The organism is Cyclobacterium sp. L-R (assembly GCF_056859355.1).
This window is the reverse complement of record NZ_JBSXOH010000063.1, coordinates 21,411-46,915: the sequence shown is the minus strand read 5'-3', so window position 1 is coordinate 46,915 and position 25,505 is coordinate 21,411. Positions and strand designations below refer to the sequence as shown.

The 25,505-nt window shown below is 38.2% G+C and carries 16 protein-coding genes; 6 read left to right on the top strand and 10 right to left on the bottom strand.

The features are described from left to right. Positions 1-77: 77 nt before the first annotated feature. The gene (locus tag AC13EX_RS08735) at positions 78-1,490 is read left to right on the top strand and encodes a Gfo/Idh/MocA family protein (RefSeq protein WP_048642977.1); all 1,413 of its coding nucleotides are present in this window, start codon (positions 78-80) and stop codon (positions 1,488-1,490) included. 249 nt (positions 1,491-1,739) lie between these two features. After that, positions 1,740-3,326 carry a sulfatase family protein gene (locus tag AC13EX_RS08730; RefSeq protein ID WP_482892379.1) on the top strand — a complete coding sequence of 529 codons (1,587 nt, stop codon included), beginning with the start codon at positions 1,740-1,742 and terminating at the stop codon, positions 3,324-3,326. Positions 3,327-3,340: 14 nt separating this feature from the next. On the opposite strand, the gene AC13EX_RS08725 is transcribed toward AC13EX_RS08730, so the two are convergent. From AC13EX_RS08725 to AC13EX_RS08700, 6 genes are all read right to left on the bottom strand, one after another. Next, complete coding sequence (locus AC13EX_RS08725; RefSeq protein WP_482892377.1) at positions 3,341-4,504, bottom strand: FG-GAP repeat domain-containing protein; 1,164 nt, start codon at positions 4,502-4,504, stop codon at positions 3,341-3,343. A 1-nt stretch (position 4,505) separates the two neighbouring features. Beyond that, on the bottom strand, positions 4,506-7,598 hold the full coding sequence (locus AC13EX_RS08720; protein WP_482892375.1) for a PVC-type heme-binding CxxCH protein: 3,093 nt from the start codon (positions 7,596-7,598) through the stop codon (positions 4,506-4,508). 279 nt (positions 7,599-7,877) lie between these two features. Beyond that, positions 7,878-8,066 (bottom strand): hypothetical protein, encoded by a 189-nt coding sequence (locus tag AC13EX_RS08715; RefSeq protein WP_048642979.1) that lies wholly within the window; start codon positions 8,064-8,066, stop codon positions 7,878-7,880. Positions 8,067-8,459: 393 nt separating this feature from the next. Next, positions 8,460-9,197, bottom strand: a complete 738-nt coding sequence (locus AC13EX_RS08710) for a 3-keto-disaccharide hydrolase (protein WP_482892373.1) — start codon at positions 9,195-9,197, stop codon at positions 8,460-8,462. Positions 9,198-9,297: 100 nt separating this feature from the next. Next, on the bottom strand, positions 9,298-10,815 hold the full coding sequence (locus tag AC13EX_RS08705; RefSeq protein WP_482892372.1) for a DUF4301 family protein: 1,518 nt from the start codon (positions 10,813-10,815) through the stop codon (positions 9,298-9,300). Positions 10,816-11,555: 740 nt separating this feature from the next. Continuing rightward, positions 11,556-12,896: a DUF5723 family protein gene (locus tag AC13EX_RS08700; protein WP_482892370.1), complete on the bottom strand. Its 1,341-nt coding sequence runs from the start codon at positions 12,894-12,896 to the stop codon at positions 11,556-11,558. A 143-nt stretch (positions 12,897-13,039) separates the two neighbouring features. Here AC13EX_RS08700 and AC13EX_RS08695 point away from each other — a divergent pair, with 143 nt between their 5' ends. Together AC13EX_RS08695 and AC13EX_RS08690 are read left to right on the top strand one after the other, a co-directional pair. After that, a complete protein-coding gene (locus AC13EX_RS08695) occupies positions 13,040-13,828 on the top strand; it encodes a hypothetical protein (RefSeq protein WP_482892368.1) in 789 nt (262 codons plus the stop codon). Further along, positions 13,822-14,829: a S41 family peptidase gene (locus AC13EX_RS08690; protein WP_048642984.1), complete on the top strand. Its 1,008-nt coding sequence runs from the start codon at positions 13,822-13,824 to the stop codon at positions 14,827-14,829. The genes AC13EX_RS08695 and AC13EX_RS08690 overlap by 7 nt, the downstream gene beginning before the upstream one ends. Positions 14,830-15,010: 181 nt before the next feature. Here the strand turns inward: AC13EX_RS08690 and AC13EX_RS08685 are convergent, their stop codons facing one another. Further along, positions 15,011-18,019 (bottom strand): PVC-type heme-binding CxxCH protein, encoded by a 3,009-nt coding sequence (locus AC13EX_RS08685; RefSeq protein WP_482892365.1) that lies wholly within the window; start codon positions 18,017-18,019, stop codon positions 15,011-15,013. Between the two features lie 40 nt (positions 18,020-18,059). Beyond that, positions 18,060-19,649: a hypothetical protein gene (locus tag AC13EX_RS08680; RefSeq protein ID WP_339716560.1), complete on the bottom strand. Its 1,590-nt coding sequence runs from the start codon at positions 19,647-19,649 to the stop codon at positions 18,060-18,062. Between the two features lie 493 nt (positions 19,650-20,142). On the opposite strand from AC13EX_RS08680, the gene AC13EX_RS08675 reads away from it, so the two are divergent. After that, a complete protein-coding gene (locus AC13EX_RS08675; RefSeq protein ID WP_482892363.1) occupies positions 20,143-21,015 on the top strand; it encodes an arylamine N-acetyltransferase family protein in 873 nt (290 codons plus the stop codon). A 117-nt stretch (positions 21,016-21,132) separates the two neighbouring features. Here AC13EX_RS08675 and AC13EX_RS08670 read toward each other — a convergent pair whose 3' ends face one another. Then, on the bottom strand, positions 21,133-21,378 hold the full coding sequence (locus tag AC13EX_RS08670; protein WP_048642988.1) for a hypothetical protein: 246 nt from the start codon (positions 21,376-21,378) through the stop codon (positions 21,133-21,135). A gap of 842 nt (positions 21,379-22,220) precedes the next feature. Between AC13EX_RS08670 and AC13EX_RS08665 the strand changes: the two genes are divergently transcribed. After that, positions 22,221-23,552 carry a Gfo/Idh/MocA family protein gene (locus AC13EX_RS08665; protein WP_048642989.1) on the top strand — a complete coding sequence of 444 codons (1,332 nt, stop codon included), beginning with the start codon at positions 22,221-22,223 and terminating at the stop codon, positions 23,550-23,552. Positions 23,553-24,159: 607 nt separating this feature from the next. Here the strand turns inward: AC13EX_RS08665 and AC13EX_RS08660 are convergent. Beyond that, on the bottom strand, positions 24,160-25,302 hold the full coding sequence (locus tag AC13EX_RS08660; protein WP_482892362.1) for an SGNH/GDSL hydrolase family protein: 1,143 nt from the start codon (positions 25,300-25,302) through the stop codon (positions 24,160-24,162). Positions 25,303-25,505 lie beyond the last annotated feature (203 nt).

The following is a 25,505-nucleotide window of genomic DNA, read 5'->3' as shown; positions in this document are numbered from 1 at the left end:
TTGAAAGTGCAGCTGACTATTTGTTTGGGTGCTAATTTACAGGGATTTGTATTTTGATCAAATAATTAACAGTAACAATGAATAACCAAAGAAGACGATTTATAAGATCTAGTGCCTTGGGTGCCGCGGGAATTTCTTTAATTCCTTCCTTTGTCCTCGGAAATCAAACTGGACATGTCGCACCTAGTGAAAAAGTGAATTTAGCCTGCTGTGGTATCGGACACCGTGGGGGATCAATCACTAAATCATTGTACGAAACAGGCCTTGCCAATATTGTCGCCATTTGTGATGTGGACATGGGGGCTGAACATACCCTTGAAGTGATGAAAATGTTTCCTGATGTCCCTAGATTTAAGGATTTCAGAGAGATGTTTGATAAGATGGGTAAAGATATTGAAGCAGTTTCTGTAGGTACCCCGGATTTTTCTCATTTCCCTATTACCATGCTGGCCATGTCTATGGGGATTCATGTATATGTTGAAAAGCCCATGGCAAGAACTTTCAATGAAGTACAGTTGATGATGGACGGTGCGAAAAAGCACAAGGTTGTTACTCAGATGGGTAACCAAGGTCACTCAGAAGCCAATTACTTCCAATTTAAAGCCTGGAAAGAAGCTGGTATAATAAAAGACGTTACCGCCATGACTGCCCATATGAATGGACGTAGAAGATGGCACGGTTGGGATCCTAATATCAATTCCTTTCCAGCAGCACAGCCAATGCCCTCAACCATGGATTGGGATACCTGGCTAGGTACTTCTCATCATCATGATTACCACGAGGATCTTGTTAATGGTCAGTGGAGATGTTGGTATGATTTCGGTATGGGAGCACTAGGAGATTGGGGTGCACATATCATGGATACAGCACATGAATTTTTGGAGTTGGGCTTACCTGAGGAAATAGAACCATTAAAATTGAAAGATCACAATACTTTCTTTTTCCCGATGGAATCCACCTTGGCTTTTAAATTCCCGAAAAGAGGAAATATGCCGCCAATGACCATTACCTGGTATGACGGTCAAAACAATATTCCTCCAGTTCCTGCCGGTTATGGTGTTTCTGAACTAGATCCAAATATTCCACCACCAAGTGACGGGCAATTGCAGCCAGCCAAACTGAACCCTGGAAAGATTATATATGGTGGAGACCTTACCTTTAAGGGTGGATCCCATGGCAGTACACTTTCCATTATTCCTGAAGAGAAAGCCAAAGATATGGCTGGACAATTACCAGTAGTACCTGAAAGCCCTTCCAATCACTTCGCTAATTTCCTGAAAGCGTGTAAAGGAGAAGAAAAAACAAGATCTTCCTTTGAGATAGCAGGGCCTTTGAGTCAAGTGTTTTCTTTAGGAGTTTTGTCCCAGAGATTAGGTGCAAAATTACAATTTGACAGAAAAACAAAACAAATTACCAATCATGCATTGGCAAATGAATTGTTGTCAGGTGTTCCACCAAGAAAAGGTTGGGAAGAGTACTATAAAATGTAATCTATCTGTCCCCTTAGGGAAAATTGATATAAAGAGCTATTAAGTAAAACTACTGGTTTGGGTAGGTGACAGGTTTTCCTGTGGCCTACTCGAACCAATTGGTTTATACCCCAAGAGAAATCCATTGCCCGAATACCTGCGTAATGTATTTTAACCCGGATTATGTAATAGAATGTCTATTGCCTATTTCGGGTTTAATGTAGGTTCATCCCGATTTTGAATCAAAAGATTAAAAGCCATAAACCCATCATGCAGAAATTATTTACCCAATCTAAAAAGTTCCCTTTTTGCAAAACCAATAATCTATTTGGATTGGTTTTAATGCTTATCATATGTGTTTTAGTTGGTTTTTCATTCAAGCCCTTTCCTAAAACGGGGCAGCCAAATATAGTTATCATCTTTGCCGATGACATGGGATATGGTGATATTAGTGCTCTAAATCCCTTATCTAAAATAAGCACTCCTGCTATCGATTATTTGGTGAAAAATGGAATTTCTTTTCAGAATGCCCATGCAAGCGCATCAGTTTGTACTCCTTCAAGATATGGCTTATTGACTGGGCGATATGCATTCAGGACACCTAAAGCCTCCAGAGGAATAGGTGGATTTACCCCTTCGGTTATTGAAAAGGATCGCCTTACCATTGCTGGGATTTTAAAAAAGGCAGGGTATACTACCGCTATTACAGGCAAATGGCATTTGGGTTTGGACTGGGCTACAAAAGACAATAAAGAAGCGCAATTAAGCAGCACAGGTTATTCTAATGTGGATTATTCATCGCCTGTTAAAGCAGGACCTAATGATTTTGGTTTCGACTATTCCTATATTCATCCTGCCTCATTGGACATTCCTCCTTATGTATTTCTTGAAAATGGTAAGGTAGTCGACAATGAAATAGGACTGACTACGGATGTATATCCCATAAGAAAAGAAAATACAGCGTTCTCTTGGGACAAAAAGCACAGTGATGACAAAGCTGTTTATTGGGAGAAAGGCGTATGGTGGAGATTAGGAGAAATGTCCGCATCTTTCCGTGTAGAAGAATGTTTGGAAACAATAGTAAACCAAGGAGAGAATTTCATCGATCAGCAATCGGCAGAGAAGCCATTCTTTTTGTACATGCCACTTACAGGGCCACATACACCATGGTTGCCTTCTGATGAAAATAAAGGAAAATCAGGGGCGGGATTATATGGTGATTTTGTAATGGACATAGATCAGGTCGTGGCCAGAATTAAATCAAAATTGGAGGCTGAAGGTTTGCTTGAGAATACGCTAATCATTTTTAGTAGTGACAATGGGGCATATTGGCCAGCCGAAGAAATTCTTTTGCACGGACATGATTCTAATAAAGGAAGCAGAGGACAAAAAGGTGATGTTTGGAATGGTGGACATAGGGTTCCCCTAATTATGTCTTGGCCTGATGGCATCAAAAAGAGCAACACCTATGAAGGCTTGGTAAGTTTAACGGATATCTATGCTACAGTGGCAGCGATGACAGGAGTGGAAATACCAGTAGGTGAGGCCATAGACAGTAAGGCGTTTATTCCTGTTTTATCTGGTGATATGTCTTTTCAAACCAGAGATAATATGGTGCACCAATCCTCAGGAGGAATGTATGCCATAACATCAGGTGCTTGGAAATACATTGACGGATTGGGATCCGGTGGTTTTACTTTTCCTACTAATTTAACTCCTGAACCCAATGGGCCTAAAGGTCAGTTGTATCAATTAAGTGAGGACCCTCTAGAAAGCGAAAACCTTTTCGCAACCTATCCTGAAATGATACCTTCCTTGAAAAAACAACTTGAAGCAATTAAAAACAAAGAAAAGTAGTCGTTTTCATACCTTCAATCCCTTAATTGTTCAAAGAGAAAAACTCCTTTTTTGTTGGCAACAATGATATCCATTAGCCCATTCCTAAAAAAATCTTCGACAATAACTTGAACGCCTACCCCTGAATTTTCATCGATAATATGTTTTGTCCATTTTGGGGTTTTGCCTGGAATGTATTCAAACCAGACAAGCTGTGGAGGCTTATTTCCTCCAGGGTCTTTGCCCATATGAGCAAAATAGCGTTTCCCTGTTACCAGGTCTTTATTTCCATCTCTATTGATATCAACCAATTCCAAACCATGTGTTTGGGAAAAACTACTGTCTACAAGATGAGTTACCCAGGCACCAGTGGGTTCTTGCTCATGCCACCAAATACCAAGTTGATGTGCTGAGGAGGAAATTACCTCGGGCTTATCATCTCCATTTAATTCCTGCACATACATTTGGGCAGCAGGCTCGCCTAATTTAGCTGTATGGAATTTCCATTGCCCATCTTTAGGGTTTGTTGGAGATTCCCACCATCCCTCTGTGATAATGAGATCAGGATTTCCATCCATATTGAGGTCTCCCATTCCCAAACCATGGGCATATTTTGCAGTTCCAGGGCTTTCTTTTTCACTTATAGTGAATTTCTCCCAAACTAAATTATCAGGAGTATTTGGGGCTTTATACCAAACCATTTCCCCTGTTTCCGGGATGCTTCCAACCAAATCTTTTCGGCCATCTTTGTCAATATCATAAAAGCCTGCCGATTCATTTCCTAGGGCAGGACAAATGGTATGGATTTTCCAATGTCCTTTTTGGTTTTTTGGGTTTTCAAACCAAAGTACAGCTTCCCCGGGAAAGCCAATTCTTACAAAATCAACCCAGCCATCCATATTAACATCCATTCCATGACTTATGAATGCATTGCTATAACCTTTATCGTATTCAAAAAGCTTAGGGGTTTCCAATTCCTGAGGTTTCCATGAGGGAGCTTCAAACCAATAGGCCCCTGCCATGACATCCATTAAACCATCCTGATTTACATCACCTATAGCAGCTCCTTCTGCTAAGAATTGCGTGGTAAGTACATGCTTCTTGAAGTTTATTTTATTGGATTGGGCATGGCCATAGCCCGTGAGGGTACATAGAGCCAAAAACAGTGATAGATGGGGTAAATGGGCTTTGATAGACATGTTAACGAAGGCTTAGTAAGTAGGTCATTAAACCGTTGAACTGAGATTGATTCAATACATTTCCAAAATGATCTGGCATCAAGGTCATTTTTGATGGGACTTGCTCTAAAATATCCTTTTTGGGAATGGTAAATTCTTTTCCAGATTGATCAGCCATCACCAATACCTGTCCATCTTCTCGTCTAAATAAGCCTGACTTTGCTTGCCCACTTTTGAGTTTGATCGTATAGGTTCTAAAGTTCTCTGATATATTTCGATTAGGGTCCAGCACTTTAGTAGCAAGGGCATTGAGTCCCCAATTGCCTACACCATCCAGTTGAGGGCCAATCATTCCTCCATCATCTCCAATTCTATGACAAATTCCACAGTTTTGCTGAAATAAGGTTTTACCAACATCCAATTGGGCAGGATCCTTAGAATAAGCCTTTGTTCTTTCTATTATGAGGGCTTGCTTTTCTTCGCTAATAGGTGGTAAGTTTTTGGTAAGTTCATCAAAAGCGAGTCTTTGCTTTTCACTTGCTCCTGAATGAAACCTTTCTTCCACTTTCCTGGCTTTTAATATCCTTGCAGTAGCATTTCCATCCCTTATTAACTTAAGAAGCTTTTCTTTCCCTGAATTACTTGTGGCCAATTGTTCAGAAATGGTTTCTTGTAACTCCATAGGAGTGTCTTTTATGTTTTTTGCCAGTAGGCTAGAGGATTGTTCAGAACCGGCTTTGGCTATTGCCAGGGCTATTTTCTGTCTGAAAGAAATGGTACTTTCAGCATCTTTCAACCATTTCTCCAAATAAATAATTTCTGTTTTCGGAGCGATTTCTACCAGGGCATTGGCAGCATCAATCCTAAGTTCTTCCTTTTCCTGATTGTCATTTACCAATTTCTTTAATTCTCCTATATTTTGAGTGATTTTCAGTATGCCAGAAAGTTGAGTGGCGTATTTAATTCTTTCCAAGCCCTCATCCGTTTTATTGCCACCGTTCACCGAATTGTCCTGTAAGAGATCAATACTCAATTGTCGGTTCCAGGATTTCAAACTGGGGGCTAAGTCAATTCCTTGCTGTTTTGCCCCATTATTTAATGCCATGGCTTTTTTAAAGCCAGGAATTCCTTCTCCAGTTTCTTTTGCCAGAGCAACGATTTCTTTCATCCTTAAAGCGGGTAGATCTCGGGCAATTGAGGTTAAATAGGGCAGGTATTTCTCCTTAGGAAGGGAGTTGTTTTTTAGGTAATTGACCAGAAACTCAGCAGCTGTTTTTGATCGCGTATCTGAAAACACCAAGGCTATTACTTCTTTTTCCTGGTTCGACCAGTTTTGAGTTGCCATCTGTTTTGCAATTTGAGGGTTTTGGGCATGTTGATATAGTGCATATTTTAATGCGTACAACAAATGACTGTCTTTCTTATCTGTTGCATGTATTGCTTTCATAATTGGACTAAGCATTGAAGGACTTTGCTGTCTTATCAATGTCTCAGCAGCCACTCTTTTTACGTGAGCGCTTTCATCCACTAATCCCATTTTTACCCATTCCAGCTTTTGATCGTTTAAACTCTGTTGTTCTCCCAAAATTCTCTGTGCATGAACGCGGACAAGTACATCGGTGTCAGAAAGTGCTTTTTCGAGGGAAAGCTCATCCATTGCATCTAGCCTAAAGATGGCCCATAATGCATGAACTTTTTGAATATTGGGCGTTTTTTCATCAGCTATTAGTTTCTTTAATTCAGGTATTGCCGAATCCTTGAATCTGTCCACCAATTCATCGGTTGCCATCATTCTGTTCTGAAGAACAGGATCACTCATTTTTTCAATTAGTACCTCAAGATTGGCTTTTGACCAATTTATAGCTGTTCTTTCCTGACCTTTATACGTTATTTTCCAAATTCTGCCACTGTTTCTGTCTCTTTCAGGATGATCAAGAGGGACTTCATAATGACCTATAATACTATTGTAAAAATCCGCTATGTACATGGCACCATCAGGTCCTATTTTAATGTCCACTGGGCGAAACCAAGGGTCCTTGCTTACTAGAAAATCAGCTTTTCTGGTAGCTTTGGGTGTAGATCCATTAAATGAAATGGTACTTCGGCTGATTCTGCAGGTCACAACATCTCCTGAATAGAAGCTGTTTTGGTATTCATCAGGAAACTGGGTATCAGTATAATATACAAGACCGGATAATGCCGTGGAATTCAGCCCATAGTCCATCATGGTTGGTGCATGGCCCATATTGGGTTCCATTTTTCCCCATTGGGTATAGTTGCCGTTTCTTATTATTTGGTAAATAGGCAAAGTATGGCAATCCGCCGAATAGTGGTAACCCCATTTGTCTAAATCCGATCCGAAAGGATTGATTCTTCCATCACTAGTCTTTTCTGCATGTTGTCCATCTAAGGTAAAACGGAAAGTGTTTCCTGAAGTCATTTTTATTGAATCCCCATCCTTAGCAGCAACGGTGGAAACATTGCTAAATCCGTGGGAGGCATGTATCCAACCATCCAAACCTCTGAAAAGATTATTGACCATTCCATGCGTGTCCTTGGTTTCGAAAGGCCCTAAAATCACTTCTCGCTTATCAGCAATATCATCACCATCGGTATCATAAAAGCGGTAAAGATTAGGTATACTAAAACCAATTGCACCGCCTTTTACTGGTTGTATGCCTATAGGGATATTTAAATCATTGGCGAAATCTGTGATCTTGTCTGCCTTTCCATCACCGTCACTGTCCTCTAGAATGCTAATTCTGTCCGTCCCTTTTCCTGGGCCAGCTTTAATTGGATATTCAGAAGATTGGCTAACCCATAACCTGCCTTTTTCATCAAAAGCCATGTTGATTGGTTTGGTAATATCGGGTTCAGAGGCAAATAGTGTGATTTCAAAGCCTGGAGGAAGGACGAAATCAGCTTTCTCATCTTCAGGGCTTTGATAGGAGGTAGTCCTTATATGTTCTGAATAGATAGGATCAGGCTCTTCTTCTATATAAGCGTCTGATGGTACTCCATTAGCGCTACTACTGTTTTTATCGCCCTGATTATTTCTCTCGCATGCGAAAACAATGGGTACTAACAGGTAAAGTAATAGTTGTCGGGTTTTCATTAATCGGTCGGGAATATTGAATAAACAATCTTGTTAACTTAAGATTTATTCCCTAAAAAATCAATGAATAATTGCTTTCATTACATGTTCGGTAAAATTTTAATCTAAAATAAGGGTGTAAAGGTAAGGTATTGGCCCTTTTTTTTCTTTTTTTCATACAATGATTCTGTCGGGTTTTTTCATTCTAAATTCTTACCCCTGGCTCATTTAATCTGCCCTTATCCAAAGATACTAGCTATTATTTGGATCAAAATGGCTGGACTTTGCAGTAATTGGACTTTAGCCTTCATCCTTAATGGATTTTAATAAGCCTAAGCCTGAACTGAAAAAAACAAAGCCTAAGACAAGGCTAACCGTTGTGATTTTCCAATCCCCTTTGTCGGGTTCTAAAAATAAATACGCACCATAAATCAGACTGCCTAAACCTAAAATGGATAGAAATGGTCCAAAAATCTTTTTAAAGTTCATAGTTGTTTTAAATGGCTAAGAATCAAAAATATTGCCAAAGACAAATCATGCCTTTTTCCTATGGTTGATTCAGCTCAGTTTTCAATAGGGTGGTCAGGGAAAAATTAATCTATTTAAAGAAAAATAGCACCTTTGGATATGCCGAAAGGTGCTATTTTTGATTGATTAAACCCGAAATATGCAATAGACAATCTATTACGTGCTGAAATCGCTTCAAAATACCCAATCGTTGCTGTTTTCAATATCACCATAGCGGTGCTATGCTAAAACCTCCAAACGGCCGATTTTCTTGCGATTGCAACACTTCCCGTAAACACGGGACAGGCTTCACCCCTGACCATTGTCAGGGCGGAGAAATCCTATTACATAATCCGGGTTAAAGTTTGGTATCAGTTAAAAGTCGGTATCCGCTTTTTCTAATTTCAACCTTTCTATCCAAATATTACGGAAAAGCACTTCATGTCCTTCAGCCTGAAGTTTGATGCCCCCAGGGCGGTTGGTTATGCCTTCCCCTCCGTCTCTACCTCCATCAAGTCCCGAATTGGGGCCTCCCCAAACTTTCTGAATGGATACATTTTCATGAATTTTCACGCCATTAAAATAGATGGTGGTCATTGCTTTTTCATTCAATTTTCCATTTTCATCAAACCTTGCGGCCCTGAACTTGATGTCATAAGCATTCCATTTGCCAACACCATTGTAAACTTTATATGGGGCAGCCTTTTCATTAATTATAGCAGCCATTCCATGAGTAGTACTGTCGCCATCCAGAATTTGTATTTCGTAACGATTTTGCAAATAAACCCCACTGTTTCCTCCCTCATTTTTTATTAGGAATTCCACATGAAGTCTGAAATCTGTGTATTTCTTTTTTGTAACAATATCCGCAGCCCCATACTTGCCGCCTGCTCCTGCGGGGTCATTGGAACTAACAGCTTCTCCTTTATCTACTGGGTCAGGTACAATCTCCCACTTGATAGGAAGTTGAGCCGCTATTCTTGGGCCTTCCCAATAGGTCCAATTTTTATTTAGGGATCGCTTTTTTCCATTGAATAATTGATCAGCATCCTTGGGTGCTTCTACACCTACACCGACTTGCGCCAGTAATGGGAGCTGAAACAATATGCTCATGACAAATAAGAAAAGAAATTTTTTAATACTGGATAAATTCATAATCTCAAGTAGAAAATTTGGTGAGAAAAGGTGGATGAAGGAACATTTCCTTCATTGATTATTGGTGAACGTCTCTCAACAAATCATTGATGGTTTTGACAGGATTAAAAGTAATCAAAGGAACCACAACAAATATTGAATTCCAATCAGCCATGGAACCGTTCCAAAGCCCTGGGAGTTCCTGTGCTTTTAAATCCCTACCACTTTTTGATTTTTGTGTGATGAAACCAGTTATTGGATCTCGGTATTCCATAAGGTTAAAAGATTTGCCTTTATAGTCCCTTATACCACAAACCAAATCCGTAGGGTTAAAATGAGTAGAGGATTTGAAATGGGATTTTTGTGTTTCATCATCAAGGTTTAACTGAGCAGTTTCTCCAATTTGAAGAGATAAACTATTATCTGCATCCTTTACCCAGAACGGTCCACCACCTGGCTCACCTGTGTTCTCCACCATTCCACATACTCTCATTGGGCGGTTTAGTTTTTGTTTTAGCCATGCAGCTTTTTCCTCAAGATTTTTTGAGGCGTAAGAGGGGGCTAATTTTCCACCAATAACTTTTGTAAATACTTCTTCCGCTTGATTAACTACTTCTGGGCTGATTTTATTGTCCAATTGACTAAGGGCTGCAAAAGTTTTGTCTTGCGCGTCTATTAGCAATCCTCCGATTGCTTGTTTATAGGTAGTCGTTGTGTCTTTTAATCGGTCAGGAACCACATTGTCGATATTTTTTATAAATACCAGATCGGCTTCGATTTCATTTAGATTCTCAAGCAATGCTCCATGTCCCGCAGGTCGAAATAAAACCTCACCATTGTCTTCAATAAAGGGTTTATTGTCGAGATCAACAGCTATGGTATCAGTTGATTTCTTTTGTTGTGAAAAGCTGATTTCAAATTTTACTCCGAATTCCTTTTCCATTTTAGGTTGTACTTCGGCCACCTTCTTTTCGAACCTGTTTTGATGCTCTGGAGATACAGTGAAATGTAGCCTTACTGTATTGTCCTTACCAACTCCGTATTGGGCACCTTCTACAAAATGCTCTTCAACAGGAGTTCTGCTTCCTTCTTCATATTTGTGGAATTTTAGCAGGCCTTTCGGTAAACTACCATAGGAAAGGTGTTCGTCATCAAGAAGGTGCTGAATTATCAAACCATACTTTTTTTCTTCAATGGCTTTGGATATACTGCTTCCGGCTTTTTTTAAGCTGTCGTCCAGGTCTTCATAGAAGGCAAAAGACTTTATTTCTGAAATAAAAGTTTTTGTAAATTCATCATTGTCTAAATTGCTGTCCACCTTTTCCAAAAAGCCAAAAAGGTTTTTAAACATCCTACTGGCAGCGCCACTTGCAGGAACAAATTTTACAATGATTTTGTCCTTTGATTTTTCTGAATAAACATCTACCGCTTTTTGAAGTTCAGCATCATTCAATTCCAGAATACCATCCCCAATTTTTGCAGCATAATCGATGTCTAAAAATGGGAAACCGTTTTTGAAATTTTTAATTTGTTCTTCAACTGTACCCAATGGCATGCCTTGGGCTTCAATTTGTTTTTCTAGGTCGTTAGATAACATGGGTTTGAAAATGAGGTTATGGAATTTTTATGATATTCTAATATAATAATTCATTTTATGAAAGCACTATTTATTAATGGGAAAATCCGTTCAGATCTTCTCTGTTTACCACTAATTGGGCAATAAGGTTTCCACGATTTTTTAATAAGGTATCGCAATTGCAAGAAAATCAGCCCATTTTGGAAGCAAGGTTAAGAATCAGGCCAAGGTTAGGGCTACTCATATCCCAGAGTACTAACTTATCCAAACTTATTTTAAACCCGAAATATGCAATAGACAATTTATTTCGTGCTGAAATCGCTTCAAATTACCCAATCGTTGCTGTTTTCAATTTCACCATAGCGGTGCTATGCTAAAATCTCCAAACAGCCTGATTTTCTCGCGATTGCAACACTTCCCGTAAACACGGGACAGGCTTCACCCCTGACAATTGTCAGGACGGAGAAATCCTATTACATAATCCGCGCTAAAGTTATTCACTTAGTGAAAGATTTAACCTGAAAGCTTTGTCTTGATATGGACAGGAACTTGCTCCTGTGGTAAATAATTGTACTTACAAGGGTTGGCTAATATGAAATCGCTTCAAAATCAAACATTTCCTCGTTGATTTCGAAGCGATTTAAGGACTTAGTAGAAGGACTGGTTCCTATAAAAAGATTAACAGTTTAGATGACTAGCACTTATCTACTTGATAGGACTCCTGTAAATATAACTATTTAACTTGAAATTATATCTTTGAATTAAGAGCCAAATCCCCATGAAAGTCCCATATGAATGTCTGCCCTGCGACTGTTGTTTTGCATTAAGCCGGTAATGATGGAATGACTTCCGATAAAAAATCCTCCATATTGAAATCCGAGCCCTCCGGTTAAATTTGAAACCTGATGTTTCATCCAAGGTGAATACATTTCAAATTTTCCCAAAACAAGCCTAGGGGTAAGGACAATTAAATCTGCTGCACTTAAATTGGTGTTTATGTTTTCATCAGAAATCCTTTTTTGAGCATACAATGAAATTTGGAAGCTTTTTACTGGACTAAACTCCACATAAGTAGCTAAAGTTCTTGGTAAATTTACCCGAACATCTGAATCATTGTTGTTGATGGTGAAATAACCGGAAGCAACCAACTGTTCATTAATTTCATCAATATTACCATCGAGGTTGTCAACTCTGAAATATTCGTTTTCAGGTATATTTACCGTGTAATTCCTTTGCTGTTGGTTGGATCCCATGCCCATACTTCCAAGGTTTTTAATTGTTAGGCCGGCATTCAAGATGGGTTTGTCATCTTTTTTAAGCATATAATTTACTCCTAAGTCGACACCAAGGCCTCCTGGGGAGAAATCACGCCATAAATTATCTTCTATATTATTACCATCCTCATTTTCCCATCGCTCGTCGTAGGAAAGATTGAGGCTTCCTTGGGCATTGGTAATTGTAGTTTCGTCCTGAGAATCAATTATAGTTGCCTGGAATTTATCGATCCCTAAGTTGGCATAACTACCAGGGAAAAGCAATTTGAAATTTGTCCCTATTGACAAAGTATGGAAATCTGTATCCAGGATCTTCCTTCCAGCCAAAAAGCCAACTTCCATCCATCCTACAGCATTAATGCGTTGGTTTTGTGGAATGTTTATTATGGTTTGATTATCGTTTCCATTAGAATTATCGACAATGGAGCTACCCAAGTCAGGGTTGAAATTTATGATGTCCGCTTTCGCTTTTACCTCGGTTGTGAGACCAAAAGACCATTGCTTAAACCTCAGACCTAATGCAGGACCCAAAATGGATACATCCGATCTAAGGTTAACTGGTTTATCAATATCGTCAAAGATATTTTCAAAAACATCTGGGTCGTCAATAATGTCTTGAAGGGACAATGTGTTATTGTCCAAACCAACATTGAAAGAAAAGAGTGAAACCTCTACCTTTTTGGTTAAATTATTAATTTCTGCAGGGTTCATCATGGCATTGATCATGCCCTTCCTATTACTGTTTTGTACTCCAAAATAATTTTGCTGTGCTACTAATACACCACTGCTAATAGTTAATAAAAAAGAAAGTATTAATACTTTTTTCATGAATCTTAATTTAAAAGTTTAATAAAAAAATTTAACTCAAAAATAGAGAAATAATATTTATTTACCTCTTTTTGAAAGGGGACAGTCCCGTAAATTCAAATTAAATTGTAATTTAGGTGTATGAAATGCTTAATAAATAATTAATGCTGAAAATTTACCTGACTCTTCCCCTTATTTTTTTCTGTTGGTTATTTTTAGTCAATATTAGTTCAGCACAGAGTTCTGGAGATATTTGGTTGTCTACAGGCATTCAGAATTTATCAAGCAGAGATGAAGGATTTTCATTGATGAAGTATAAAGGAAATAAAACCACCAGTACTGTAGGTTTCAATCTGAGTAAAAGAAACAAGACACAGTGGTTTCAAGGAGATTTCTCTTACGGTGTATTGACCAATCAAGTAGGGGGGACCTTGAATGAAATGGGGGTTAATTTTATTACACATACCTTTTATCACAAAGTTAAATCTCCTGACCGTGGGCTTCATTGGGGTTGGGCCAATAAGAATACCTTTCATATTCGTAGCCACAACAATTTTAGCAATTATAATTTCCGTTATGATTATTTCAGTGCTTTAGGACCATCTGTCAGATACATTTTACCATTTGTGTGGAAGAAGAAATCTTTTGTTTGGCAAAATGGGACCAATTGGCAACTTATCGGTTTGCAAGTCAAATCAGGCTATATTGGAGCTGAGCCTGAGGACTATCTCAAAGGGGAATCTCTAGCCAATAATTTTTTCAATACGGTGAGGCCTTTTATTCCGGTGAAGGATCTTGATTTGGGATTTTCTTCTTCTCTATTTTGGAAGTTACCTACCAACAATCAACTGGGAATTAGGTATCAATACAATTATTCCAAATTGTCAGGAATTAAGGTGGTTCACCGCTTGGATCAATCTCTTGAACTGGTTTTAAATGTTAGGTTATGGTAAATAAAATAAACTTATGCCTAATCGCATTGCTTTTCTTTTCTTCCTGTGAGCAATGGGTGATTCCTGAGGACCCTAAATCCGAGCCCTTGGATATTTTTGACAGCCTTTGGGAAGATGTGAATGAACGCTATTCGTTTTTTGATCATAAGGAGATTGACTGGGAGGAAATAAGGACTACTTATAGGGCAAGAATCACAAACAGCACTGGCTCTAAAGGCTTGTATGATGTTTTGGCTGACATGCTATTTGAATTAAGGGATGGGCATGTTAATCTCAATGCAGGATTTGACAATAGTCGAAATTGGGAATGGTACCAGAATTATCCTGATAATTATGACCAAAATATCATAGATGAAAATTACCTAAGAAAGGACTTTTGGATCAGTGGTCCGTTTATCCATCAATTTCTTAACGATGTACTCTATGTGAATTATAGGTCTTTCTCCCAAAATATATCAGAAGGAAATCTTCAGATAATTTTGGAAAGAGCCAAACAAGGTCAGGGATTAATAATCGATGTAAGGAACAATGGAGGGGGTAGCCTAAAGAATGCTTATACCCTGGCTTCCGGATTTACAGACAGTGAAGTTTTGGCAGCTAAAAAGCGCATAAAAAATGGAAGTGGAAAAGATGACTTTTCTTCTTGGGAGGATTTAAGTGTTCCTGCAGGAGAAAATGTATATACTGGTCCAGTGGTGGTGCTTACCAATAGAAGGTCCTACAGCGCCACTACCTTTTTTGCTCAAATGATGAAGGTGTTGCCACAGGTTACTATCGTGGGTGATCAGACTGGTGGCGGAGGTGGAATTCCTGTTTTTGGAGAGTTGGCTAATGGTTGGACTTATCGATTTTCAGGTACGCAAACCATAGACTTAGAAGGTAGGCAGATCGAGGATGGGGTCCTTGCTGATGTTCGTGTTGATTTAAACCCTGTTAATATAGCAAGGGGTGAAGACAATATAATCACAAGGGCCTTAAGAGTGATTTATGAGAATAATTAGCTAAGGTCATTTATTAGGATCCCGCTTGATGTTTTGTGTTCATTTTGGCCTTAATAAAATCTAGCCACAGGAAAGTTCCTGTGGCTAGATTGTTTTAGAAGCGTTCACAGCATCATGGCCCCGTTTTTAGTTTGCTGCATAAGGCAACTTTTTAAAGAATTAGATTTGTCATTTTCAAATGCTATTCTCCTTTTAAATAAGCCAATAAATCAGCCAATTCCTGATCACTCATGTTTTGTTCCAGGCCATTTGGCATCAGAGACATTCCCGGGTTTTCTATGCTTTTTATCTGCGTGCGTAGTATGTTTTCTTCCGTTCCATAAGCTGTTTTTAAACTTAAAGAATTTGAAGATTCTGCAGCAATTCTTCCTGTGACCTGTTTGCCTTCATGCGTTGTTACAGTAATAGCTTGGAACCCAGGATACACTTCATAATTGGGTACTATAGTGTGTAAAAGTACAGCAAGTGCAGGCTGGTTGCTTATACCTGATAAATCTGGCCCGACATTCCCGCCTTCTCCTGCATAGGTGTGGCAGGTGGCGCAATTTGCAGTAAAAACTCCTTTTCCGTTTTCAGCATTTCCTTTTATATCAAGTACCCGCTTATGATCCTCATAGACTTTCATTCTACCTCCTGATTCCAATTCCTTGAAAAGAATTTCTGCACGTTTTCTAACTTTCGCATCGCTTACTTTCATTAAAGAAAGTCTTGTGGAAGATGATATTTCTGCCGGGTTAATTTTGCTTTCTTCGATTGATTTTAATAACTGGTCCCGTAGGATAGGCCTAGATACAAGTGTGGCAATCACAGCTCCTTTTGTTTTGGGAGTATAAGCTTTCCATGCGGTTGTTTCTGTTAGTATTTCTCCCGCCTCAGTACTGTTTAAATTCCCGAGGGACTGAATAGCAGCCAATTGGATTTCAGAAGGGTTGTTTGGAGAAATCAATTCCTTAAGAGTAGATTCTGTTTTTCCCGGAGAAAAATAGCTAAGTAAGGCTGTTGCTTGAATACGAGAAGTTAAGCTGTCTTCAGCCGAAGAAGCTCTTTTTGCAGTCTCCTGAATCAAAGCATTCAATTGTTCCTTAGATTTTGTATAAGTATCCAAATAATTTTTTTCTGCACCCTTTACATGTCCTCTTTCGCTACCTTTCAATAACCCAAGAAGCAAAGAGAAAGTAGGATTGTTCCATTCGCTATTAATAGAGGAGTCAATTAATCCTTTTAATTCATTGGTCGAAACTGAACTGCCTATTAGTTCACCTAACTCTGACCACATTGGTAATTGGTTGAATGTAACTTGCTCCTTTTCTGCTTCTAAAATTTTTAGAAATTCGATCTCCTGTCCATTTAATGCCGTCATTACTGCAGCCCTTGTCCATGGGTCCGATGCGTCTTTTTGAGCTATTTTTGCCAAGTAAGGTAACCACTTTTCCTTATTGTCTGTGCCAAAAGTTATTGCTGTCAGAAACCTGACTCTGGAATTGCTGTCAGTGGCTCCTTTTATTAAACTTGCGGCCATTTGATCTGAAATATTTGGCCTCAAGCCTATAATTGAAATGATCTGTTCTTTAATGACTGGTTCATTATCATTGTAAATGGTGGCCAACATTTGCTCATCCAAAGCATCGAAATGATTCAATAACCAGATGGCTTTTACTTTACCTTCATTCAACGTTTTAGATAAAACCATTTCTTTAAGGTTGGCAATGATTCCAGTAGGCATTTTTTCTAGAATTAACCTAAAAGCTATACTTCTTTCCCATTCATCATTGGAGGAAAGTGCTGCAATCAGCATCTCATTGTTGCTGTCTGAAGTAGTGGGGAAAATTGTTTTTTCCTTAATGTATTCAAACTTGTCATTGCTAATTCTATAAATCTTACCTTTTCCCTTGCCACTTTCAAAGTCCAGTGCTCCTCTAGTTTCTTCAGGCACATAAGAAGGATGGTCGATTACCTTCCTGTACATGTCTGCCAAGTACATGGCTCCTTTAGGCCCATGAGCCAGGAAAACCGGGTTGAACCAGGAGTCTGATGAAGCTAGAAATTCCCAATCTTTATGAACCCTTTCAGAAATGAAGGTGGCTCCATTGTCTTTAACCGATTGCCTTTGAACCAAATTTTGTGCTGGCTCACAGATAAATGCATCGCCTTTATGACTAGTGGCAAGGCCCTCACTTTCAAAAATCAAAGTCCCGCAAGCAGAGGTGAAAGTTCCTTGATGGGATAAGCCCATTAATTTGGGAATGTATTCAGCGGTAGTTATGCTTTGACTTATAGGATACACAAATCCCTCTGCTTCTGCGGGAGATACATTCTCAATGGTTTTGTTAAAAAGTAGGTTGGGATTATTGCTTAATTGATCAGGTTCCATGACAATATGCTGTAATGGATGTCTGTTACTTGAGCCAAATCTTCTACCAAAAGCGTCAAATGCAAGGCCAAATTGACTTTTTCCACCTCGTGTTTGAAATTCTAAAGTTTCGGGATGAAACCTTCCGTCTGCGCCATTAAAGGAGATAGGCTTTCTTTCAGGATGGGCTGGGGAATATACCTCTCCGCCATTAAGTCCACTTGTCACATAAATCCAACCATCTAAAGCCAGAGTTGGGTGACTTGTTCGTATTTGTGCTGTTCTATTGGCATTAAAACCAGTTAGTACGATTTCTTGAATGTCAGCTTTACCGTCACCTGTGGTGTCTTTGAAATAATAAATATGTGGTGCGCAGGTTACAAAAACGCCACCCTTCCAAGCCATGATTCCGTTGGGGTAAGTAAGTCCCTCTACAAAGACACTTCTTTGGTCGTATTTACCATCCCCATCGCTGTCAACTAATCTTGAAATTTTCCCCAAGGTATCAGGGTTTTTTCCGTCCATTGGATCCGGATAACCGGTGTTTTCAGCAACATAGAGCACACCTTTTTCGTCAAATGCAAAAGCTGAGGGGTCCGCTACTAAAGGGTCAGCAGCAATCAAATCAATCTGTAAGCCAGGTTCTAGCTGGAAGGCTGCCATTGAAGATTTTAATGCTGAAGAATCCTCATAAGTATAGAGAGGTGAATTAACAGGGTTGTTTTGAACTTCAAAGACTGGAGAGCTGTCCTCCATTTTCTTTTCCTGTTGACAGGAAACTAATAAAGTCAAACTGATAATTAAAGGCCAATTTCTTGACGGTAAAAGAATGTTTAACATGCTTTTAAGTTTTATTAATTTGCAATACATGAAAGGTGGATTATTGAATTTGAGGGGGTACATTGCCATAATTCCAAGGCTCACCTTTAAAAGGAGGTGCTTTCTCGAAGTGTGGAATGGAGCCTGGTGTAAGTCGCTTTATTAGTTTAATGCTTTGATCTACAATTTGATTGCCGGCCGTGATTTCCAAATTACTATAGGAGGTAAGTCGGGTTTCATATCCACCGCCATTGGAAGAGAAAGCCTCCAAAGTAGGCACATAGCCTACACAATCATTGGCCATACTTACGGGGAAGGTAAACGGAAATTGACTTTCTGCTTTTATCTTAAGCCCCAATTCACAGAAGAATTCTGCGGGATTACTGACGAGTACCAAAGGCCCCAACTGTATGGTTTGAATCTCTACATTATGACTGGGCTTTTGTTTTACCCAGCTGTCTAGCATTACTGTTTCTTTGGCAAAGACCCAATCCGTTTTGCCGACTTCATCTGGGCTTTTCTTAACCATTGCCAGGCTTTTTTCTACGTTTTCTTTGGATGGAATTCGCCTTTTTATATCGATAAACGCTCTTGTGCTATTTATAGGGAAGTGAATACCTCTCGGTATAGATAATAAGGTTTTAACTGCTTCTGCGCCTACATTGGCACCAACAAATCTTGCCCACTCTTCTCCGGATCTATTTTTATATGGGTTTCGGTTATTTACTTGAGTCACGTCACCACTTGCTCCCTGAAGGAAAACTACCACACAGTCTTTTCCCATGGCACCTTTTATGGTTTGTTCCATATAATATACCCAATTGGCGGATATACCACCGGGATTGGTGGTAGAGTGGCAAGCGAAGTTAACGATACAGCCAATACATTTACCATCTTTACTCCATGCGCCAACAACACCTACCTCGGGATCAATAGGGCCTGCTACTTTTGAAATTTCAGGATTTAACTGTCCTGGATGGGTATAAGTCCTTCCATTCTTCATGAAAAACCGTCGGTTAAAAGAAACTTTTTCCTCATTTCCACTACCTATGCCAATTTCCACATCTTCAAGCCCTTCAAGCGCCTTTAGGGCTGTTTCTATTGTAGTCTTTTTAGTGTTGGCCAAATATTTTGGGTCTGCGCAGGAAGACTGTTTATAGGCAAGGTCTTGAATAAAAGGATTTGCATGGTCATATTGACCTGGCATGACCATGGCGGTAGGTCCTGAAGAATGAGAATGAGAAGCGGAAATCATGATCTCATCTTTCGAAATAGCATATCTTTTCCCTATGCCTTCTTTAATTTCATCCACCCAAGGTTGGTAAATAGCCAATGCATCGAAGCCTATAACCAAGGCTTTGTTCTCCCCACTTTGAAAGGCTGAAACCCTGACCTTACAAGGGTCATGAAAAGTCTTATGGTAACCTTTACCATAGTTTCCGGGACTTTCCATGCCTATTTCAGGAGAAATATCTCCATCGGCAAAGGCGGCTTTTACCGGGGCCTCTACAGATGCAGCACTTATTGGGCTTATTCCAGTTGCTGTGGACTGGGCTGTGGTTAAGGATAAACTTAATCCTGCGGTTAGTAGACTGGTTTGTTTTAAGAATTTTCTTCGTGATGGTAAATCACTTGTTGTAATTTTATGCATAACTAATAAAATTGGGGTTGTTTGTGGTTAAGTGTACGTTACCAAAAGTAGTTGAAAAACATGGTTAAGATACTGGAAATGATTGAAATTTCCATTGATTTTATGTAAAAATTGCTAGTTTTTTACCATCAGTAACTTTCCTGACTAACATTTTATTTGGGCTCAATAGTTGTTCAAGCGGATAATAATTTGTTTTGGGTTTATAGCTAGGCCCTTGACTAATCTGTTGTTTTTTTACTTTCCTTTTAATAATGAGCAGTAGAATTTAAAGCCTGATTTAGGCGAATTAGGTGATTCTTTAAGTGGATTGTTTTTTTAGTAAAACAGGTCTTTAGAAAATTTTAACCATATAAAGTCTCCTAAGCTCAAGAAAATGCTAATTTTAGCCTGTCACATACAAGGAGTATGGCTTAAATTTCTCAAATAATGTTCCATCTGGTAATAAAGTGACTATTACCTTACTTCGGATATAATTGTATTATTTACGGTAACTATGATCTTCACACAAGAAAGTCTTTCCCTTTTTAAAGGGCTATCCTTAGACAATGTTTCTCTAAAGGCCTATTTCAAGCGAATTGGTTATGAAGGGAAAGCAGAAAAAAACCTTGATACAATAAAAAAGCTTCATTATCTCCATCCACAAGCTATACCCTTTGAAAATATTAACCCATTTACTGAAGAACCTGTAGTACTTACTTTGCCCGCTGTATTTGAAAAAATGGTAAAGCAGGGAAGGGGTGGGTTTTGTTTTGAACAAAATTTGCTTTTCGGTGCGGTTTTAAATACAATTGGATTTGATGTTGTTGGCTTATCCGCTAGGGTTTTTTGGGAAATAGTTGTTGGGGAAGTTCGTCCAAGAGATCACATGTTATTGCTTTTAAGCTTAGATGGTGTGAAATACTTGTTGGATGTTGGTTTTGGTTCAGCATCTTTTTCAGCGCCTTTGGTTTTGAATAAAGAGGGGATTCAAAACACAGGGGATTATGAGTACCGCATTAGCTATGTTTCTGAATTTCACTATTTGGAAATAAAGATAAAAAATGACTGGAAACTGATGCATCGATTTGGGCTTGAACACCAAATGTTACCTGATTATGAAGTGGTAAGTTGGTATTTGTGTACCCATCCCACATCCGTCTTCATTAAAGATTTAATGGTGGCAAGAAGTTTTCAGGGAGGGAGATATACCCTTTTCAACAATCAGTTTACAGTTCATAAAAAGAATGAGGCCAGTACCAAAAAGAAACTTGATACTGCAGAAGAGATAATGGATGTTCTAAAAGAGAAAATGCTAATAAATCTTCCTGAGCGTGATAAGTTAAAAGATAAAGTCCAAAGGTTGTTAAAAGAGATACAAAACAGTTAGGAAATAAAAAAAGGCCTCTTTTTACGGAGGCCTAAAAAATTTTAGCTGTTATTTAAATTCCAGAGAATTAAAAAATAGATCTAAATGGAATTTTTCTATCAATAAAAAAATAATGGTCTAGTTCATGTAAATTTGATGGTATTCAGTTTCAGGTTCTAATAATTGAAAATTTAAAGAATCTTCTTTTTTGTTGTTTTCAGGCATTCTTCCAACTTTCCAGTTTGCAGGTTTATGAAATTTTCCTTCTCTCTTGAACTGATCAAAGTTTTCAGGATCATCAGCAGCATTCCTTATTGCTTTAATAGTAAATAAAAGTCCTAATGCTACTCCAAGTACTGCGTATATTAATATGTAAGTGCTCATGCGCTAAATTTTTATTTTTCAAGGCTTTCAATCTGCCGAATGATTAAACTTCTAAGTTCCTCTCTTTCCGTCATTCAGAATGATTGATTAACATTTCAAATTTAATGAAATTTTATTACATATTTCAATTAAAAATAGTTGTTTTTTTGAATAAAATTTTGTAAATATAAAATAGTATTTTGTTGTATTATTTTTGTATTTCATACTAGCCTATTTTAATTTTTGTACTGAATGTTTATTTTCAAAGTCCTGAAAGCTTCTATTTAAGGGTTTTATATTGTTATCAAACTTTGCTAAAAGACGATCTAATTTCTTAAAATATCGGAATGTTCATAATCAGTTTCAAAATTAAATTCTGTAATATTAGACTTAATAGAAATTAATTGCAATGCTGAGGAGTGGTGACCTGTTCATCTTAGGTTGGTATGGTTTCAAAATCATTCTGAGGGGTTTCTTTTATTGTAAAAGAGGTAAAACCCTACTCCTCCATTATTTTATATTGCTACGAATACATGAAATACCTATCAGTAAGCTGGCCTTACAGTGCTCATTAAAATGCATGGCTATAGCAGTCCAGCTCCAAAGCGGTATCTGTATATGTGTTGCAATTCACATCAATCCAAGTGGCTATTTTAGATTATTTTTTGTTAATTGACCTTGTTTAGATCTAAAGATGTCTTTAAGGCATTTTAAAGAATTGAAAAATATCTTCCAAATTGAAAATTAGTTAGAACCTATTGACCAAGAATAGCCTGAACATGGCCAAAGGGAGTTAACTTAATAGAGGAATTAGTAAATGTTATAGTTATTTCGAGTTCAATACAATAATTAACCAATAAAAGATGACTGAAAAGAAAAAATCCTCTTTGTCCAGAAGAAAGTTTATGGGCACAGGTCTGCTTACAGCAGCAAGTTTAGGGGTGTTGCCACAAGTGAGTCTTGGCAAAGAAGCAGCTAATACTAAAGAAGCGAATGAAACTTTGCGATTGGGTTTCATTGGACTAGGAAGACAAAACAATGGGCTTCTTGGTAGCTTTATTACTTTACCGAATATAGAAGTGGTAGCCGGTTGTGATGTATATGATGACAAAAGGCAAAGATTTTTAAATCGAACCAAAGATTATTATAAAGGAAAAGGCAAAACTGTAGAAGTAGAGGTATATGAAAATTACCACGATCTACTTGCCAGGAAAGATGTAGATGCAGTGGTAATTGCAAGTCCAGATCATTGGCACGCCTTGATGGCCATCGATGCATGTAAAGCTGGTAAAGATATATACTTGGAAAAACCCCTGACCTTTACCATTAAAGAGGGGCAGGAGTTGGTTAAAGCCGTGCGTTCCAATAGCATTGTTCTGGCAACAGGAAGTATGCAACGTTCTTATGATAACTTTCAGCATGCAGTCAGAATGGTACAGAAAGGAAGATTAGGAGCAATCAAAAAAGTTTATGCTTGTGTAGGAGGGCCTCCAAAGCCTTATGATTTACCGAAAGAGGATATACCTGCAGGACTTAATTGGGACATGTGGTTAGGCCCATTGGCTGCAGATGTACATTTTAATAATGACCTCAATCCCCCTATTTCCATCAATCCTCCAGAGAATGAAAAAGTGTGGGGAGCTTGGCGTTGGTACAAAGAAACTGGTGGAGGATTGACCACAGACTGGGGGGCTCATATGTTTGATATTGCGCAATGGGCAATAGGAATGGATAGAAATGGGCCAGTTGAAATTATACCGGCTGGATATAAAAACACCAAACATCTGACATTTATTTATCCAAATGGTGTAACCGTAACAGAAGAACCTTTCGATAAAAAAGAAACAAGGGGATGTAAATTCGTTGGTAAGGATGGCTGGATAGAAGTTTCCAGATCACATTACGAAGCTTCAGATCCTAGCTTGTACCCATTGATTGGAGAAGGTGAGGACCTGAGAGGTGGCGGAGGTACAGCGCATCATATTGATTTTATAGAATCTGTACGAAGAAGAAAAGATCCAATAGCACCAGTAGAAATCGGTCATAGTACCTGTACTACTTGTAACCTTGGTAATATTGCTTATGACTTGGGTAGACCATTAAAGTGGGATCCTGTGAATGAGAAATTTGCTAATTCGGATCCTGAAGCCGAGAAGCAGCTTCATAGAACTTACAGACCTGGATACAGGTTGTAAAATCAAAAAAGCGAAACCATAAAGGTTTCGCTTTTTTTTATTGTCCTAAGGTATATTTATTTACTTTATAAATAGCAAAAGTACTATAACTACAAAATACATAAACTTTGAACCAAGCTTTAATAGGGCCAGCGTTTATGGCTATTATAATAGTGAATTTGGGTTAAACCCGGATTATGTAATAGGATTTCTCCGTCCTGACAATGGTCAGGGGTGAAGCCTGTCCCGTGTTTACGGGAAGTGTTGCAATCGCAAGAAAATCAGGCTGTTTGGATATTTTAGCATAGCACCGCTCTATTGAAATTGAAAGTAGCAACGAAGTGACTGATTTTAAGGGGATTTCAGGGTGTAGTTGATTGGCTGTTGCATATTTGGGTTTATTAATTGAGGGGTAAATTTTTCTAATTAAATAAAATTTCTAGGAATACTTTTTACAATAAACTCCTTGTCTTATTGCGCAATAAAACTTGCAAGATTACCAATATATGGTGCTATGAATCTTGAGAAAACGCATTAATTTTAATTAAGGCCTAAATTTCCTTCCAGAAGAGATTATTATCAACGGAAAAACGAACTTAAAAAAATAACTGAAACTATAGGGATGCAATTAAAGGTTAATTAGTTTTTCAATTATAGGTAATAAGAATTGAAACATTCGATAATTACCAAGGTCATTGAAATGCGTACCATCCACAGTGGCTTCGTTATCAAGTCCAATTAGCTCTTTGCTAAAGATATAGTGGGTATTTTTGTTGTTCTTTTTTGCATCTAGGTATACTTTTCTGAGGGCATTGTTTTGATTCTGAATGTAGGACAAGGTGCCAAAAATTTTTGGATCATTTTCTTTGAAATAGGCATAATCCCTGATAATGGTTTCCACCAACACAATAGGAACGGAGTCATCAATATTTCTGATAAAAGCGATTGTCTCTGGTAAATTTTTCAGTATGGTGTCAGGTGCTGAGTTAGGTGTGCAATCCAATACGATAACAGAAGGCTTTGAGGGCATGATAAATTGCACGACTTCTTTTTCAAATCGACCATTTCCGCTAAACCCAAGATTGATTACTTCTTTGTTGATTTCTCTCTCTAATAAGGCTGCATAGGTAAGTCCCGGTCTGGAAGCAGAAGCCCCTTGGGTAATACTCGTTCCATAAAATACTATGGGGTTTTCTCGATCGATAATGGTATCTTTTGGTTTGGTGATGCTGGCTTCCTCTTCTATGCCGATTTCAAGTTTCTCTACTCCTTCGTACAGTGGGAGATTTAGCAAATATTCCCGATTTTCTCTGGTCATACCTGTAATCACAGTAGCCTCATTGGACACTTCCTTACCAGGAATGGCAACCCCTACAAATTGCCATCTACCTTTAGTATAAGCGTATAAATCCAAACCATTGCTGGCAATTGGAGTCATATTGCCTTTGACCTTATTGTTCTTCAAGGTCCATCGGATTTTTATTGTAGATGAGTTAGAGGTAAATCGGATAGCTATTCCTGAAGAATTTGTCGATAGTGACCAAACGGCTGGTCTAACTGATTTGTTTGCCTCTTCTGGTAGTCTTGAATAAGGACTTGTATTAGGAAGTTTGCCGATGATTTGAAAATTGGAAGCATTGTGGTAGCTGATTTTTTGATAAGGTGGGAAATTGTTGGTGAAGGCCGTGCCTGGGGAGTTCAAAAATAAAATTAAGCTTACTGCAAAGATGAGTTTAAATATGTCAATTATTGAGGTTTTCTGTTTTTGCATCTTTCGAAGAATTGTTTTTTTAAATATAACAAGAAGAAAATGATTAAATAAGACCGAATAATACTATTTAATTAGTTTAATCATTGATGATGAAAAAGTTAATCATTGATAAAATTTATGTTAACGGTAACAAAGGTTTTAAATAGTCATATTTTATCTATTTTTTAAAGTGTTTCTCAATTGGATGACCGTTCAATATTATA

Bases quoted from the DNA above. Each gene is read 5' to 3' on its own strand.
- AC13EX_RS08670 (WP_048642988.1), bottom strand. From the start codon at position 21,378: ATGAGCACTTACATATTAATATACGCAGTACTTGGAGTAGCATTAGGA.
- AC13EX_RS08710 (WP_482892373.1), bottom strand. From the start codon at position 9,197: ATGAGCATATTGTTTCAGCTCCCATTACTGGCGCAAGTCGGTGTAGGT.
- AC13EX_RS08725 (WP_482892377.1), bottom strand. From the start codon at position 4,504: ATGTCTATCAAAGCCCATTTACCCCATCTATCACTGTTTTTGGCTCTA.
- AC13EX_RS08675 (WP_482892363.1), top strand. From the start codon at position 20,143: ATGATCTTCACACAAGAAAGTCTTTCCCTTTTTAAAGGGCTATCCTTA.
- AC13EX_RS08660 (WP_482892362.1), bottom strand. From the start codon at position 25,302: ATGCAAAAACAGAAAACCTCAATAATTGACATATTTAAACTCATCTTT.
- AC13EX_RS08715 (WP_048642979.1), bottom strand. From the start codon at position 8,066: ATGAACTTTAAAAAGATTTTTGGACCATTTCTATCCATTTTAGGTTTA.
- AC13EX_RS08690 (WP_048642984.1), top strand. From the start codon at position 13,822: ATGGTAAATAAAATAAACTTATGCCTAATCGCATTGCTTTTCTTTTCT.
- AC13EX_RS08730 (WP_482892379.1), top strand. From the start codon at position 1,740: ATGCAGAAATTATTTACCCAATCTAAAAAGTTCCCTTTTTGCAAAACC.
- AC13EX_RS08695 (WP_482892368.1), top strand. From the start codon at position 13,040: ATGCTGAAAATTTACCTGACTCTTCCCCTTATTTTTTTCTGTTGGTTA.
- AC13EX_RS08700 (WP_482892370.1), bottom strand. From the start codon at position 12,896: ATGAAAAAAGTATTAATACTTTCTTTTTTATTAACTATTAGCAGTGGT.
- AC13EX_RS08735 (WP_048642977.1), top strand. From the start codon at position 78: ATGAATAACCAAAGAAGACGATTTATAAGATCTAGTGCCTTGGGTGCC.
- AC13EX_RS08685 (WP_482892365.1), bottom strand. From the start codon at position 18,019: ATGTTAAACATTCTTTTACCGTCAAGAAATTGGCCTTTAATTATCAGT.
- AC13EX_RS08720 (WP_482892375.1), bottom strand. From the start codon at position 7,598: ATGAAAACCCGACAACTATTACTTTACCTGTTAGTACCCATTGTTTTC.
- AC13EX_RS08680 (WP_339716560.1), bottom strand. From the start codon at position 19,649: ATGCATAAAATTACAACAAGTGATTTACCATCACGAAGAAAATTCTTA.
- AC13EX_RS08705 (WP_482892372.1), bottom strand. From the start codon at position 10,815: ATGTTATCTAACGACCTAGAAAAACAAATTGAAGCCCAAGGCATGCCA.
- AC13EX_RS08665 (WP_048642989.1), top strand. From the start codon at position 22,221: ATGACTGAAAAGAAAAAATCCTCTTTGTCCAGAAGAAAGTTTATGGGC.